This window comes from Spirochaetales bacterium, from assembly GCA_016930085.1.
Lineage (GTDB): Bacteria > Spirochaetota > Spirochaetia > SZUA-6 > JAFGRV01 > JAFGHO01.
Genome location: JAFGHO010000057.1, coordinates 1 through 16,590 on the forward strand (window position 1 = coordinate 1; position 16,590 = coordinate 16,590).

14 protein-coding genes are annotated in these 16,590 nt (G+C 48.5%); 2 read left to right on the top strand and 12 right to left on the bottom strand.

The features are described 5' to 3' along the window. Positions 1-100 precede the first annotated feature (100 nt). From recG to dnaE, 4 genes are read right to left on the bottom strand one after another with little or no spacing between them, the layout of a single operon-like run. Positions 101-2,167: an ATP-dependent DNA helicase RecG gene (gene recG / locus JW881_09235; protein MBN1697684.1), complete on the bottom strand. Its 2,067-nt coding sequence runs from the start codon at positions 2,165-2,167 to the stop codon at positions 101-103. Next, entirely contained in the window at positions 2,167-2,766 is a 600-nt protein-coding gene (locus JW881_09240; protein MBN1697685.1) for a YggT family protein, read from the bottom strand. Before JW881_09240 ends, recG begins: the two co-directional genes overlap by 1 nt. A 33-nt stretch (positions 2,767-2,799) precedes the next feature. Continuing rightward, positions 2,800-3,477 (bottom strand): histidinol phosphate phosphatase domain-containing protein, encoded by a 678-nt coding sequence (locus JW881_09245; protein MBN1697686.1) that lies wholly within the window; start codon positions 3,475-3,477, stop codon positions 2,800-2,802. Between the two features lie 6 nt (positions 3,478-3,483). Further along, a complete protein-coding gene (gene dnaE, locus JW881_09250; protein ID MBN1697687.1) occupies positions 3,484-6,921 on the bottom strand; it encodes a DNA polymerase III subunit alpha in 3,438 nt (1,145 codons plus the stop codon). Between the two features lie 227 nt (positions 6,922-7,148). Between dnaE and JW881_09255 the strand changes: the two genes are divergently transcribed. Beyond that, a complete protein-coding gene (locus tag JW881_09255) occupies positions 7,149-8,435 on the top strand; it encodes an FAD-dependent oxidoreductase (protein ID MBN1697688.1) in 1,287 nt (428 codons plus the stop codon). 39 nt (positions 8,436-8,474) lie between these two features. On the opposite strand, the gene JW881_09260 is transcribed toward JW881_09255, so the two are convergent. The 4 genes from JW881_09260 to JW881_09275 all read right to left on the bottom strand — a co-directional run bounded on the left by JW881_09260 (position 8,475) and on the right by JW881_09275 (position 11,473). After that, positions 8,475-9,077, bottom strand: coding sequence for a site-2 protease family protein (locus JW881_09260; GenBank protein ID MBN1697689.1), 603 nt, complete (start codon positions 9,075-9,077; stop codon positions 8,475-8,477). 68 nt (positions 9,078-9,145) lie between these two features. Next, positions 9,146-9,952 (bottom strand): hypothetical protein, encoded by an 807-nt coding sequence (locus JW881_09265; protein ID MBN1697690.1) that lies wholly within the window; start codon positions 9,950-9,952, stop codon positions 9,146-9,148. Positions 9,953-9,981: 29 nt separating this feature from the next. Continuing rightward, complete coding sequence (locus JW881_09270; GenBank protein MBN1697691.1) at positions 9,982-11,301, bottom strand: hypothetical protein; 1,320 nt, start codon at positions 11,299-11,301, stop codon at positions 9,982-9,984. Positions 11,302-11,314: 13 nt separating this feature from the next. After that, a complete protein-coding gene (locus JW881_09275) occupies positions 11,315-11,473 on the bottom strand; it encodes a hypothetical protein (protein MBN1697692.1) in 159 nt (52 codons plus the stop codon). A 368-nt stretch (positions 11,474-11,841) separates the two neighbouring features. Between JW881_09275 and lspA the strand changes: the two genes are divergently transcribed. Beyond that, a complete protein-coding gene (lspA, locus tag JW881_09280) occupies positions 11,842-12,381 on the top strand; it encodes a signal peptidase II (protein ID MBN1697693.1) in 540 nt (179 codons plus the stop codon). Positions 12,382-12,403: 22 nt separating this feature from the next. On the opposite strand, the gene JW881_09285 is transcribed toward lspA, so the two are convergent. The 4 genes from JW881_09285 to JW881_09300 form a co-directional block, all read right to left on the bottom strand. Beyond that, the gene (locus tag JW881_09285) at positions 12,404-13,264 is read right to left on the bottom strand and encodes a DUF1883 domain-containing protein (protein ID MBN1697694.1); all 861 of its coding nucleotides are present in this window, start codon (positions 13,262-13,264) and stop codon (positions 12,404-12,406) included. 73 nt (positions 13,265-13,337) lie between these two features. Next, complete coding sequence (locus JW881_09290) at positions 13,338-14,243, bottom strand: sugar ABC transporter permease (protein MBN1697695.1); 906 nt, start codon at positions 14,241-14,243, stop codon at positions 13,338-13,340. 4 nt (positions 14,244-14,247) lie between these two features. Then, positions 14,248-15,081 (bottom strand): carbohydrate ABC transporter permease, encoded by an 834-nt coding sequence (locus JW881_09295; protein MBN1697696.1) that lies wholly within the window; start codon positions 15,079-15,081, stop codon positions 14,248-14,250. A gap of 188 nt (positions 15,082-15,269) precedes the next feature. Next, on the bottom strand, positions 15,270-16,427 hold the full coding sequence (locus JW881_09300; GenBank protein MBN1697697.1) for a hypothetical protein: 1,158 nt from the start codon (positions 16,425-16,427) through the stop codon (positions 15,270-15,272). Positions 16,428-16,590: the final 163 nt, after the last annotated feature.

Below are 16,590 nucleotides of genomic sequence, written 5' to 3' on the forward strand. Positions count from 1 at the left end.
CCCGGCTTAAATATGTAAGTCACTTTATAATAAACAGATAACAAACATTTCAATATGAACTCTTGTAATTGTGAGATATCCGGGTTAGACCGGCCACGATTCATCCCCCGTCGAGAAACTCATCGGAAAATGGCGGCGCCCTGTTCAGGACTTCCCTGATGGTCATGTTCTCCGGAGTTATGAATCCCGGATCGTCTTCAAGCAGGGAAAAGGCATCCTTTCGCGCCGCTTCAAGGATATCTTTATCCCTTATGAGGTCCGAGACCGTGAGTCTGAGAAATCCCGATTGTTTTACGCCGAGCAGTTCACCCGGGCCCCGGATGGCCAGGTCTTCTTCGGCGATTCGAAATCCGTCCGTTGTTTCCATCATCACCTTGAGCCGCCTGATACCGTCTTCGGTGAGGTTGACGCCGTAGATGAGGAACGCATATGACTGATGTACGCTGCGGCATACCCGGCCCCGTAACTGGTGTAGCGCCGAAAGGCCGAACCGTTCGGCGTGTTCGATTACCATACAAGTCGCCTCCGGTACATCCACCCCCACTTCGACGACACTCGTCGCGACGAGAATATCGAGATGATGATGAGAAAAATCTTCCATGACTTTCCGTTTATGGTCTTCCTGAAGCCGTGAGTGTATAAGTCCGCACCGGAAGTCGGGGAAAATTTCACGTGAAAGCCTGTCGAAACCGGTCTCTGCGTCTTTGAGCGCGAGTGAGTCCGATTCCTCGATGATCGGATAAACGACATAGGCCTGTCTCCCCTGTGATATCTCTTCGCGAACCCTGCGATATACCCTGCTTTCGTTCCCTTCGCGGGTCAGATGCGTGATAACGGGAATACGGCCTTCCGGCTGCATCCGTATCGTCGATATCTCGAGGTCGCCGAAGGCGGTCAAGGCGAGGGTTCTCGGAATGGGTGTGGCGGTCATGAGGAGGAGATCGGGATTACGGCCCTTTTTAAGGATTGAAAGCCGCTGGAGAACCCCGAAGCGATGCTGTTCGTCGATAATGACGAAACCGAGATTTCTGAACGCGATATCGTCGGAAAAAAGGGCGTGAGTGCCGACGAGCAGATCGATGTTGCCGGATTGGAGTTCATCGAGAAGGAGTTTCCGTTCTTCGTCACGGACCGAACCGGAAAGAAATCCGATACGTATCCCGATGGGTTGAAGAAGATCGGCGATCCTGTCGGCGTGCTGCCGTGCAAGGAGTTCGGTAGGCGCCATGAATGCGACCTGCTCACCGGATTCAATGACCGAAAGGCTCAGGATGACGGCGACGAGGGTTTTTCCACACCCGACATCGCCGTGAAGCAGCCGGGAGGCGGCAAACGGAGAAAACAGGTCCTGTTTGATTTCCGAGATCACCGCCCGCTGATCCTTTGTGAGGGAGAAGGGAAGCCGGTCGAGGAGACGATTTTCAAGAGCGAAGGGGACCGGGCTTCGGGATTTACGCTGGATACGTCTCTTGATCGCCCGCCGCTTGATGAGCAGCTGCAGGTAAAAGAGTTCCTCGTACACAAGGGATTGTCTCGCCCTGAGGAGTGACGCCGTGGAATCGGGAAAATGAAGGGTGCGGAGTGCCTCGGATTTATGAGGGAAACGATATGCCGTGATGAGTCTTTCGGGAAGTTCGTTTTCAATCGTGTCACGGATAACGTCGAGGGCGCCTCTCATTATTCGCCGCAGAACACCCTGGGTTATGCCGGCCGTAAGCGGATAAATCGGGATAATCGCCTTGAAATCCTCATTACCGGGAAGATACGGTTCATACTCGAAGTTCGATGATTGAACCTCACCGAAACGGTATTTGAATGTACCGGAAACCAAAAACCGCTTTCCGGGAACGAAAACGGATTCCAGAAAAGCCCTGCCGAAACAAAGAAGCACGGCCGTTCCCGTTGCATCTTCGATATGAATCTTGAGGGTTTTTCTATAGCCTTTTCCGATATAGTCATGGGCGACCACCTCGACGATACAATTGACCTTTTCCTTTTTAAGGGCATCCTTGAGGTGGTCGATACGGCTTCTGTCCACATAGTCCCGCGGGCAATGCAGAATGAGATCGGAAATGGTCGAGATACTGAGCTTCCCGAGAACTTCGGATAACCGGGGCCCCACCCCTTTGAGAAAACGCACTTCGTTTGAAAACTCGCGGAGAAACATTAGATCGGCAGACTGACAAGAAGCCGGCCAAGATAGTAGACAAACAGTGAACCCAGAAGAAGAATCGTGGCAAGAAACAGGATGGAGACAAAGAGGAGTTTCGGGTATTCGCATTTTCGCGGGAGAAATTTCATGACAAACGCCACCATCGGCTGGAGTGCCAGGTCGATCGTTCCCATGATATCGGCATCCGGGGTCCGGTGAAAGAAGATGTTGTAGAACCTGATAATACAGAGAATGCCGAAAAAGATGCTGATCCAGAAGATACTGTTCCATAATGACGAAAACAGGACGGAAAGCCCGATACCGAGTGAAAATTTACCCATGGTTCTCAAATAAAAAATCACCCGGTCGATTACCTGTTGAACGAAAAACAGGATTGAAATAGCAAGGACCGGACTGAAATCGAAAACCCCTTTTCGGAGTCCCTTGATACCCCTGAACATGGCAAGGTAGCGGCCCGTGATAAGACAGAGATAATGCCATGGTTTACCGTCGACTTCGGGTTTGAACCATGTGAATATAATACGAATCGTCACAAGAAGTATATAAACAAAAAGAAACGAACTGATGACATTCAATAAAAGTATGTAACTCATCTTAAATCCTCCGCCAACAGGTCCTCTCAATCATCATACGGAATGATAACCAGGGGCCAGTTTTTGCAGTATCCCTTTCATGGTTTTATTGACAGTATCATACTCGGCTTCGGTCATTCCAGCCCCAAATGCCACCTTTTTTCTCCATTCCTCGGAAAAAAGGTCGCCGGGCGAATGGGCGTCCGTATTCAGGACAAACGGGGCCGAGTATTTTCGTGCAAACTCCAGGACCCTCCCGTTACCGAGACCGTGGGATCGCCGGGCCGTAATTTCAAGATACACCCCTTTTTCCGCCGCCAGGGCCGCTTCTTCCGCGGTGATGAGTCCGGGATGGGCAAGGATATCGATTCCCGCTTCGATTCCCGCTTTGTTTGTACCAGGAGGTACCGGTTCGCAGATTGTCTCGCCGTGAAGCACGACAAGTTTCGCCCCCGCCCGCCGTGCAAAAACAACAAGCTCTTTTATCTGCCCGGGCGGAACATGGGTGATTTCAACACCCGGAATGACGTTAATGGAAAGGTATGGATTTGTCTTCAGGCAGAAATTTTTAAGGGCTCCGATGACATGCTCGCAATTCGATGCGTCGACGTGATCGGTAATGGCGATACCGGTATATCCGGCGTGTACCGCCCGTTGTACGAGTTCCGCGGGGCTGAGTACCCCGTCGCTGAAGAATGAATGGGTATGTAAATCGATAATGCCGATCGTCATTGATTGTTACTCCTTCCAGACCTTGATGACTTGCGGGTATTCAAGCAGTTTATCGAAAAAATCTTTATCCGCTTTTACCTTGAGTTGCGGTCCCGCTTTTATGAACTCACTGCCGCCATTGGTCCGGCTGTCGGGGTGAATATAGAGGGTACAGGACCCCGAACTTTGCTCGCAAAGCCGGCAGAGCCGGTGCAGCAGTTCGGTATTGTAGACATTTCCGCTTAAAAGGATATGAACCGACGTGGCTTCCGGTTCCGCGGGGGATTCCTGCTCGGGAAGTTCGCTGACATCATAAAAAGCCGCGACGATGAGTTTAGGTTCCCCCCTGCTGAGATCGATTTTGCCTTCGACGGCGATGACCCTGTCGTTTTCGAGCATCATCCGGTATTTTTCGAAAACATCGGAAAAAATTACCAGTTCGATCGATCCATTGAAGTCTTCGATCAGTCCGAATGCCATTTTTTTTCCTGTTTTGGTGATTATTTCTTTCACATTTTTAAGAATGCCGATTACCGAATAGGTTTTATCCTTTGATGCGCCGTCCGCGGCATCGAGGTTCAGGGTCGTATACCTTGAAATAATACGCCTGTATTTATCGAGCGGATGCCCGGAAAAAAAGAGTCCGAGAAACTGTTTTTCCCAGTCCAGGAGTTGTTTCTGGGGATATTCCGGCTGTCGTTCTATCGCCACTTCTTCAAAGCCGTCTTCCTTGAGTCCGTCAAAGAGAGAAGCCTGGCCGTACATTTTCATTTCCTGTTTTTTATGTGCGCAATCGAGGAGTTTATCGAGATTACCGAACAGCGTGGCCCTGTTTTCCCCGAGATTGTCGAAAAGGCCGCAATAGATAAGGGTTTCCGTGACCTTCCGATTGACTACCTTCAGATCGACACGCTCGAGAAAATCGATAATATCGCTGTAATCTCCTCCGGCAGACCGTTCGTGCAGTATCACATCGACGGCCGCCGTTCCCACATTCTTGACGCCCATGAGTCCGTAGATGATATGCCCGTCCAGAACGGTAAATGTTTTTTCGGAGAGATTGATGTCCGGTCTGAGGATATCGATTCCCATTTCGCGTGTTTCATGGATATATTCGGCGAGTTTATCCGGGTTGTTGATTTCATTGGTGAGGTTCGCCGCCATGAACTCGGCGGGGTAATTGGCCTTGAGGTACGCAGTCTGATAGGCGAGTACCGAATAGGCGGCGGCATGGGATTTGTTGAATCCGTAGCCGGCAAAAGGAATGAGAAGTTTGAAAATGTCATCCGCAACATGCTGAGTGTAGCCCTTCTCACGAGCCCCGGCCACAAATTTTTCCCGCATTTCCTCCATGACCTTTTCTTTTTTCTTTCCCATTGCCCTGCGCAGTATATCCGCCTGACCCAACGAAAATCCCGCCACGATCCGCGCGATCTCCATAACCTGTTCCTGGTACACGATAACCCCGTATGTTTCCTTCAGAACCGGCTCCAGCTCGGGGAGGGGGTATGTAATTTTTCGGGGATTGAGTCTTGATTCGATATACTGGTCGATATGATCCATGGGACCGGGGCGGTAGAGGGCATTGAGAGCGATGAGGTCCTCGATTTTTTCCGGTCTTGCCTTTTTGAGAATGTTCTGCATACCCTGGCTTTCGAACTGAAAAATACAGGTACTTTTCCCTTCGCCGAGGAGGGCAAAGGTATTTGTATCCTCAAGCGGGATTTCGGAACGGACCATATGAACCCCCCGTTTTTCAAGAAGCGAAAGGGTATGTTCGATGAGGGTAAGGGTTTTGAGTCCCAGAAAATCCATTTTGACAAGGCCGCATTCCTCGAGATACTCCATTGTGTATTGGGTGGAGATCGAACCGGTCCGGGGATCACGGTAGAGGGGGACATAGTCGGTGAGGTCGCTTTTTCCGATAACGATACCGGCCGCGTGGGTAGACGCGTGACGCCGCCGCCCCTCGAGTTTTTTGCTGATTTCAAGCAATTCCGAGTACTTTTCTCCGTTTTTTTCCAGATCCTTGAGTTGCTGTTCCATGGATATGGCCTTTTCAAGGGTAATTTTCGGGCCGCCAGGAACGAGTTTCGCGATTCTGTCCGCCTCGTCATACGGGAAATCCAGGACCCGGGCAACATCCCGGATGACCGCCTTCGGTTTGAGGGTCCCGAAGGTGATGATCTGGCCGACCCTCGCTTCCCCGTACTTCGTTGTCACATAATCGATGACCTCTCCGCGGCGTTCGTAGCAGAAGTCGATATCGAAATCAGGCATGGAAACCCTGTCGGGATTGAGAAAGCGTTCAAAGAGAAGCCCGTATTGCAGCGGATCGATATCGGTGATGTTGAGGGAATAAGCGACGATCGAACCGGCGCCTGAACCCCTTCCCGGTCCGACGGGGATACCGTTTTCTTTCGCAAAACGGATAAAATCCCAAACAATAAGAAAATAGCCGATAAAGTTCATGGAATCGATAACGGTGATTTCATAATCGAATCGTTCTTTTATCTGTGGCGTGATCTCTCCGTATCGTCCGGCCAGCCCGCGGTAGGCGATTTCGGTGAAATAACTCCGGAGCGTGTATCCGCCGGGTATGTGATAATCGGGAAGCCTGGGGCCGGGAAGGGAAATCGTGAGGTTGCACATCTCGGCAATTTTCAGCGTATTGGTCAAAGCGGCGGGATAGCTTCCGAAAAGAGCCTCCATTTCCTCAGGCGATTTGTAATAAAACTGATCGCTTTTGAACCTCATCCGGTCGCTTTCCGATAATTTTTTGTTCGTACCGATGCAGATAAGTACATCCTGCGCCTTCGCATCGTCCCGTCTCATGTAATGGATATCGTTTGTTGCCACCACGGGAATATTCGTCCTGCGGGAAATATCTATCAATGCCATGTTGACGGTTTTTTGTTCCGGAATTCCGTGATCCTGTATTTCAAGATAAAAGCGGTCCCGGCCGAACATATCGGCGTAAAAAAGCGCCTTTTTTTCCGCGTCCTCATCGCGGCCCGCCAGAACGAGCGAGGGGATTTCTCCGGCAAGACATGCGGAAAGCGCGATAATGTCTCTAGAATGTTCTTTGAGGATATCATCATCGATTCTCGGCCTGTAATAAAAGCCCTCCACATAACCGGCGGAAGAAAGCTTGATCAGGTTTCTGTACCCCACCTCCGAGGAGGCAAGAAGAACGAGATGATTGTATTTCGGCTTGCCGTCTCCTGCCGTTTTTGAATGCCGTGAGTCCGGCGCGATATAGAACTCGCTCCCGATAATCGGATTGATTTTGTTTTTTTTGCATTCCTTGTAAAACTGCACGGCGCCGAACATGTTCCCGTGATCGGTCAACGCGCAATGTTTGATATTAAGCGCCCTTGTCCGTTCGACAAGCTCCCCGATGGACGCCGCGCCGTCTAAAAGCGAGAAATCCGAATGGGTATGGAGATGGACGAAATCAGGCATGGAGATTCCTTTACCAGTTGTTTACTGAATATACAGCCGGACGTGAGTTTTGTAAAGGGGGTAGGCAGCATGCCGGCCGCAATACTTTTGCCGATAATAGGTAATGCCGTTATGCCATGATAGAAAGCCACAAGACATATCATCCGATGCCGCCTTTGCGCGAGGTGGTGTCGTTCGGACGGTCACCCCCTTCCTTTTTTCTTTCGTATCGGCTACACTTGCCATATATGAAACACTACGATTGTATTATTGTCGGGACCGGACCGGCGGGAATGGGGGCCGCCTTTCATCTTCTCGAAAAAAAACCGGGTATGACGATACTTCTGGTCGATAAGGAACGGCTTTGTTCCGGGGGTTTCCGAAACGATTGTAAAATGAACTTCACCTTTCCGGTCGGGTTCCCCGTGGAACACTGGCGGAAGGAAGAGGCGGAACGTTATATGGAGGAGTCCATCAGCTATCTTCGACCGGATATATTGGCAAAAAAAAATATCGATGTCTATAAATCACGGGCGGAAAAAATTGGAGTGACGCTGCTCGATATCAAACAGGCGCACATGGGCACGGACGGGGGGATAAAGCTCATCGGGCGGCTTATGAAAACACTTGAATCAAAAGGGGCGGAGATTTCGCTCGGTGAAGAAATACTTTCGATCGATCCGAAGAAAAACGTTCTCAACAGTGCCCAAAGGGAACTCGCATCCGAATCCATCATTATCGCGCCGGGAAGGAAGGGGTTCCGGTTCCTCCAGCGGGTGATGGATATCCTGTCGATTCCCTATGTCGACAATATCGTGGACATCGGCATACGGGTGGAAACACGCATCGAACATTATCCGATTGTTATTGACTACTACGACCCCAAGTTCATTTTCCCGGACAAGGTGAGAACCTTCTGCACAAACAGCAGGCGGGCATTTGTCGTTGCGGAGAGATATAAATCCCGCTCCGGCGAGCGCTATGTGAGTATCAACGGGCATGCCTATTCGGAAGAAAGGAAACCCAACGGACTCGTCAATGTCGCGCTGCTCAATACGGTACGGCTTTCCGAACCGCTCGCAAGCGGCCAGGCGTTTGCCGAAATGCTCGGCCTGCAGGTCATGCTGATGGGCGGGGGTAAACCGATTATGCAGCGGGTCGGGGATTTCCGGCTCGGCAGGCGTTCGAAGATCGAAAGCTTCAATGAGGATCTGTATGATTTCAGGCCGTCCCTCCCCGATTGCACGCCGGGTGATATCAGCCTTTCCGTTCCCGCAAAAATACTGCGGGCGATCTGGAAGTCGATGAAACTTCTTGACACGATTGTACCGGGGATTCTGCATCCGGGAACGATCATGTATTATCCGGAGATAAAACTTTACGCAAACAGGCCGCGGTATATGGACGATTCATTCCAGGTGAAAGAGGGTATTTACCTGGTCGGTGACGGTGCGGGCACAAGCAGGGGGATAACGGCGGCGTGGGCGAGCGGCGCGCGTGCCGCGGAGTCTATTATACGTAAAAACACCGGGTGATCCGGATGTGGGAGGTGATGTTCGGGATATCCGGTACCGCTACAGGGGCAGGAGGTTGAAAAACACGAGGGGCATACTGACGGCCGTAAGGAAATACGTCATCCCTTTCTCGATAATACCGGTGTACAATAAACCAAGCAGCATTATCATCCATACGAAGGACATCCGGCGCGATATAACCGGCCGCAACCACGGGATGAGACACGGCCAGATTTTGCTCCCGTCAAGGGGAGGGATGGGGATGAGGTTGATCAGGGCCAACATCGCGTTGATATAATAGAAAAACAATAATGCTTCCATGACCGCGGCGTTGCCGCGAAAAATGAACATAAAAAGGACGGCACAGCAGCAGAGAAGAAGATTGGCCGCGGGCCCCGCAAGCGAGGTAAGCAAATAATGAACCCTGGGTTTTTTAAAATTAAAGATATTGACTTCGACGGGCCTCCCCCATCCGAAATGCAGAATGAAAAGCGCGAGTGTTCCCAAAGGCGATAGGTGGCGAAGCGGATTGAGACTGATGCGTCCCATCCGCTGAGGATTCGCGTCACCGAGCAATTGCGCGCTGAACGCGTGTGATGCTTCGTGAAAGGTCAGTCCGATCACAAGTCCCGGCAGTAATCGTAATGCTAATGAAATATCCATAATTCCTTCCTGCTTACGTTATACATTTTTCAACGATTTCAGGCAATACCCCTCCTGAAACGCGGTTTCTATGGTAGGCTAACGGTAAAACCGTTACCGGCAGCGATGAACCGTCGAACGGAAGGGGGGACAAGCGTATAGTCGAAGCCTGCCTGTAGCGCGTGTTTCAATGCGGATCTCGATTGTTCTTCACGGCCGCAATAAAAATATCCCAATCCCAAATAATAACTCAATCGAGGCTCATTTACCTGTTTTTTCAATAGATTAAATTCTTTTTCCGCATCTTCGGTCTTTTCATTTTTCATGTGACACATCCAGTGAAGCCAGTGTGCGAGTGGGTAATCCATGATGTCGAGTATATATGAAGCGATCTCTTCCGGCGTCTTCCAGTCATTTTGGTGAATGGCATATTCGGCTTTTTCGCAAAGAGCGGTCAGGGTATATGACGTGGGAAGGTCGTTGCGGGAAAGCATCTCTTCGATAATAGCGCCTCGTTCAGGTCGTTCCTCAAGCGATGCAATGACGAGTTTGAGGAGAAGGAGCATCTGGGGGTTGACCGTCTCTGTATTTTCCGCTTTTTTTATCCATGCCTCAGCCCCGTCTAAGCTTCTTTTTATCCGAATATTGAGAAATCCCATACACGAGGCGATCGCGGAATCTTTCTGCCGCTCGAGCAGCGCTTCGGCCATCGATGAGGCCTCCTCGATTCCTTTCTCGAGCGCATACATCTGAAGATACCGGCACGCGTCGTCGATGTTCCCGCCGATATTCCATTTCCACCGGTAAAGCTCCAAATTTTTGAAGATCTTGAGGTAGCGGTTGAGGAAAATCAGGCACGATACGGGAAGTACCAGCAGTTCTCTGATAAAATTCATCGTTCTCCTTCATTCAGGGATTGTCGAATTTAATGTGAAAGGACTATCTGCTCCATGACGGTGTCCTGGAGCTGTTCATGAAATCTTATTCCAGCTCTGCCGCGATGCTGCCAGCGTACTTCCCCGTAGATGCCATTCACCAGGGGCCGGTGATACCGTTTGAGGGTGATTTTTATTTTATCTCCGCAGGTGGGGTTGTTGTTGTCGTCATGGGTGATACAGATTCCCTTCGAACAGATGTTGACGACATTGAAACCCTTGTCGTCATTTGAAAAGAATCTGCCGTCGATTTCGTAATCGGCCTTTATCATTTCTTCGAAACGGATATTTTTCTGTTCGTAGCGGTCCGCGCTGCGATGATTGAGATAAATATAATTGATAATCTTTCTGAGGATGTCGGAGGTCGAATTCCTGTCAGGATTCGGATCGAAACAGGTAATACCCAGTGCGTTGGCGACATGGAACAGATGTGAATCCGAGGACACGATCAATACGTCGTGATTATTGGTCGGCATATTCGCAAAGCGGGCCTTGAGTTCTTTTTCGAAGGGCTCGATCTCATTGAGGATTCTCCCGATAAGGATACGGTCAAAAAGATCGCGGACCTGTTTGTCGAGCTGGCGATAAAGCGAGTCGTTGAATCCTTTGTACAACTCGTCAAGTTCGAGAAGGAACTTCTCCTCGACCATTTCGGGAATATTTTCTCTGAGTTGGTCGAGAAAGAGTCTGGTCAATTTTTCACTCGATATTTTTTTCAGGACATCGTCAAAAAAATGGGCCAATGAGAGACCGCATTGTGATTTGAGTTCATTATCGAAACCCTTTTTCTGCGCGTCGAGTTTCATATATTCTTCTTTCACCGTGTAGTCGAAGAACGTATTGAACTCCTCCCGTTTGATGTCAAGATAACGGGGATCATCGAAAATCCGACCCCGCTCGATCTGTTCCTTCAGGCTGAGGGCGGTGGCGATGACATTCATATCAGATATGTCGATCGGTTCTTTCTTGATCTTTCCCTGCAGGGGTATTTTAAAGGATTTTTCGTATATGGTGCTTGATTTATCAAAATTTTGTTCGTCATAAATATGAATATGGGCGTTGCCGATCGTAATCGTATCCTTTTTCGTAAACTCCTTGACGAGCTGGTTTCTTTCGGAAAAAGAAATTTTCTTGAGGAGGAATTGATTGAACAGTTGCTGGATGATCTGGCACCGGCATGTATCCGGCAGATACAGGGTGACCATCTGTTTGTTGAAGAAGATATATCTATCGAGGAGAAGATGGATTGCAGAACTGGGAGGCTGAATCCAGTAAAATACAGCAGTCGTATCCAATATACATGCTATCATTAAAAAACCTGGACTAATACTTGCGCTTCAGGAACGTATCAACAAGTGAAACCTTGATTTTGCTGGTAATACTGCGGATTTCTTCGATAGTCATATGCTGATGCACTGTCTGATCATCGTTTAAATCACCTGATGTATCCTGCAAGAGCTCCACTCCTTTTGTATCGTTCATTCCTTTTCCGACTCCTTTAGTTTTGTTTTTCATAGAAACGGAATACTTTACAAAAATTTTTCTCATAGGCATTACTCTTTACATTAATTTACCTTGTAAAGCCCGGCCACATTAATCCGTGCCCCGGCTGTTAAACCCATTCGTACGGGGCGGTTCGCTCCCCGCCCCGAAGAACCGTAGTGTATCAGATGAAAACCGATATGTAAAGCGGCAAATACTTTTTTTTTTACACATCAGGAAAAAACCCAAACAAAGTTTCACTATTCAGTAACCTTGACAACGGGTATCGATATTTTGTATATAGAGACAGTATTGAAAGGCTTCGGAGAATACGGTTCGGTAAATCCAGTCATAAAGCGGGAAAATATATGAGAATAGGCAAAAACAATCTGATAAAACTGCTCGTCATCGTTATAACGATATCGCTGAACATCGGGTGTGATCAGGTGACAAAAGGCCTGGCAAGGGAATATCTGATTGAAAAGGGGACGATCAACATTATCGGTAATGTCTTTATTCTTCTCTATGCGGAAAATACCGGCGCCTTTCTGGGTATGGGATCCGACCTCCCCGAACCCTATAAATTCATCTTTCTCAGTCTCATTCCGACGCTTTGTCTGATTGGTTTTTTTATTTACATCGGCATAAAAAAGGAATTATCGATATTTCAGATCGTCTGTCTGTCGAGCGTTGTCGGCGGCGGAATCGGTAATATTTATGACAGGCTGACGAATAACGGGGTGGTGATCGATTTCATGAATTTCGGTATCGACGGCCTGCGTACAGGTATCCTGAATTTTGCCGATCTCTCGTTGACATTCGGTGCGGTTTTGTTTTTTATTTCCCTCTATACATCGAAGACGGGAAAACCCGATATCGAAACACCGATAAACGGACCGCCCGGATAATCGGGCCGGTCCCTTTCCGAAGTCATGTTTTTGGTTTGAATTTTGTTCGCAAAAATCTTCGTAAACGGGGCCAGAGGGGATGATCGGCGCTTTTGATGTTGAGATCAAAGAGGAAATCGTTTCGCGATGTTTTCAACCAGTCGTATAAACGGGATGAAAACTCGGCGTCCCCTATCCGCGAATGACTCATCGCCACAATCGAACGCAATTCGAGTCTGGAAAGGACTTTCCTCACGCCGCCGATCGACAGGATAAATGCGTTCTCCGAATGCTGTTCGATATCGAGTACGGCGGCAGGCCCTTTTCCCGTTTTTCCCCTTTTCGATTCGGGTGTTTTCTTACTCTTGCCGGTCAGTTTCTCGTTCCAGATCTTTACCTGCCGGTTCATCTCCTCTTCTTCCTGATCTCCGATGAGGATTTCCGCCTGTTCGATCAGAAACGTAAGCCCCGCGTCATCCATATCTTTTACCAGATCGAGTATTTCTTTTTGAAAACGTTTCTTGAAATCCTTGCCGCCTTTTTTACCTTTATTCTTTGGTGCGTCTTCAGGCGGCTTTTTTTTACCCGCTTCCTGATACCGTTCCGCGTTTTCGACCCCGTCGAACGCTTCGAACAGCTGCCGCCCGTTTGATATGGAAAGGGCCACATTCAGACTTTCCGGTCGATCGTCATTGTCGATAACAAGGTGCCATTTCCCCGCTTTCGGGGCATGAATCGTATTTTTACCGATTTTCGCCTTGCCGCCGACGGCGGTGAAATCCGCCGACGCGCAATAGTTCGAATATTCATTACCGCTCATGAGATAGATATTTCCGGGGCAGTCAATGGAGACCACGACCGCTCCGTCTTTTTCAAGGAAAAGATATGTGTGGAGATGGTTCATGATAATAGTAATAGATCAAAGGCATAAAATTATCAAGACGAAATTCGGCATGGTTGCCGAACTATTTGTTTTTTTATTTTTTCGTTCCTTCAAGCCTTTCGATGATCTTCCGGTTTAACATGGTCATGGAAAACACGATAACGAATAGCAGCCAGGAAACAGCACTCCCCTTGCCGTATTTTCCGACGCGCTGAAGAAGCCACATAATGTAATAAGCGGAAGTGAACCCGGCATTGTCCGTTCCGCCCATCCCTTGGTAGCCATTGAGAATGACAAATGGTTCGTCGAAAAGCTGCATACCCCCGATAATACTCAGGGTGAGGGCAAAGAAAATGATGGGCAGCAGGAGGGGGAGGGTGATCGAGAGATGTTTGCGAAAAGACGATGCCCCGTCAATATCGGCCGCTTCATAGAGTTCTTCCGGTATGGACTGAAGTCCGGCGAGATAGATGACCGTATTCCAGCCGATGTACCGCCAGTTGATGATAATGGCGAGCGATATCGGAATGAGCTTTTTATTTTCGAGCCAGGCAATCCGATTCAAACCGAGTCCTTGAATAATGAAGTTTACGATTCCGTAATTGGTGCTGAATACATACGAAAAGATGAGGGCGATCGACACGGAACTTGTGATATACGGTAAAAAATAAGCGGTGCGAAACGCGTCCCGCCCATTTACCAACCGGTTGTTGAGGATAACGGCGAGGGGGATGGCGAAAAAATGCTGGGTAAATGATCCAAAAACAAGCAGGAAAAATGTGATGCCGATTGTTTTCCAGAAATAGGTATCCTGAAAAAGGAGGAAAGAAAAATTTGAAATTCCCACGAATTTTACGGGTCCCATACCTCCCCAGTTTTGCAGCGAGAGGAAAAGCGAGAAGATGATCGGAAATATGCCGAAAACGGCAAAAAGAACAAAAAACGGACTCAACATGAGGTATGATGCGGTATAATATTCCCGTAAACGGTTTTTTCTCATATTTTTATCCCTTCAGACTCCCCGCAATTATGTGGGAGATGATCTTTTTTGAGAAAAATATGAAAACCAGAATGAGGGGAATCAGGGCCAAAGCATTTCCCATCATGAGAGCGCCGAAATCGCCTTCCGCCATAAGATGGAGCGACGAGAGAGCGACCGGGATCGTTTGCATGTTTCGTTCGGGAAGCATGACAAGCGCGTAAAGGAGATCGTTCCAGGATCCGATAAACGTGACTGTTCCGAGTACCCCAAGGCCCGGTTTCGCGAGGGGAAACCCGATAAAAATTAATATCTTGTATTCATTGAGTCCGTCGATCCGTGCCGCATCGAGGAGTTCGTCGGGGATCGAGGTCGAGAGGTATTGTGTCATGAGGAATATCCCGAAAGCGTCCGCCATACCCGGAATGACCATGGGGAGATAGGTATTCACCCATTTGAACCAGACCATCATTTTAAAGAGGGGAATAATATTGAGAAAGCGGGGAATCATGATCGTGATAAGGATAAAAGAGAAAATCAAGGATTTCCCGGGGAAACGGTATTTTGCGAGCACGAATCCCGATGCCGTACAGAAAACAAGACGGGTCGAAGTTGCCAGGATCGCGATGGCCGTGCTGTGGATCGCGTTCATTCCGAACGGAATCTGCCGGATGAGGCGATGGAGATTGTAAAGACTATGCTGACCGAAAATAATGGGCGGGGGAATATTGAAAATGGTATCGTAACTTCGCGTGGCAAGTACAAATACATAATAAAAAGGAAAGGTAAATATGAGAAAAAAGAATAAAAGGACCGTATAAAGCAGAAACCTTCGCAGCAGTTTCTTTGTTTTATACATGACAAGATTCATTTATTCCGCCGCTTTCTCTCTTTTATTACGATGGTACCGGCGTCCGAGATATCACGCTTTATTTCTCAGACCCGATACTCGCCATCGTCTCCTATCGATCATATCATACCGCATAAACGGCAATTAAAACCTTAGCTTTTTTGCCGGAGATTCTGCGTTATTTTGTCGTGCGTGTTTTACTCCCTGATTGCCGGGTGAATAGGAATCCATCCGGCGGGATCTGCCATATCTTTCGCAATCATACCGATCGCAACCTTTGCGGTCAGTTCCGCATAGAGGTATTCCTTCCCGAATGCCTCTATCCTTGCCCCCGTTCCGCCCAGGATACCGTTATCGACACCCGCTCCCGAATGAGAATAAACAGCCGATACAAAGAGGACGGCATCGGCACCGAGGTGATGAAGGAGAATGACATACAGGAGGGAGCGTGAGTCGCAATCACCGATACCCAGCACCGCAGACGTCAGGGGGGAGATAATATCTCCGATCGAGTTCGATTCTTCATACGAAAAGTTCTGAATCCATGTGAGAAACAAGGAAATCATCTCCTTTTTATTCTTCCCCTTTTTCTCGCATTCGACAACGAGAAGATCAAACAGATCGTCGAGCCGGTGGTAGGAGTCCCGGTAAATCATTCTGTAAAAACGCTCCCATGCCTTTATCCTGTTGGTTTCATAGGCTGCAAGCACCAGCGCCTCTCGTTCGATGACAAGCTGCGAAGCCTCGACTTCATTTGCGTCGATCCCGAGGGAGAGCGATGTATCGAGAAATTTCACTTCAGCTTTTTCTTTCCGAGGCCCCGGGAAGGGATAATAATACTGGCTTACCGGTCCCGGATAGAAAATCCCCTCTTCATCCAGCGAAAACGAATCAAGCGCGGAAAGGATAAACGCGTGAAAGGTTTCAAAAAGATCTTTCGGCGCGAAACAGAACACCCCGTAATCATAATCCTTTCCGTTTATAAAGATAAAATAGCCTCTGGCGATAAAGGAACCTGTCTGGAAGGTAAGTTCGGAAAAGTAGGAGTTTTTCATGGAAAAAATAAAGTTTTCTCCTTCACCTTCAGCATTCATCTGTTTTTTCACCGTTTCGAACATATCCTGGGCCTTGAAAAAGGTTTCTCCGGGATAGCTTGCAACCTGGAGAACGACCGAATGCGACGGATCGGTAAAGGATATATAGGCGAGGTTCGAAGCATCCAGAAGCACCCAGTTTTCAGGAATATCGAGACGGTACGGATACCCTTCAACCTGAACGTCTTCGCAATAGGAGCTGAGTGAAACAAAAGCCATGAAGACCAAAACTGCCCTGAACAGGACCGGTTTCATACTCATATATTCCCCTTTCACGGGAGTAGAACCCCGTTTTATAATATACACCTCCGGGGTAAAAGAATCCGGCAGTAAAACAGTTATTATTCTATTATCGTCCTGCTTTTTATAAATACATATGTTTTTCCTAAGAAATATACGGCGTATTTACCGTTTGATTTTCATG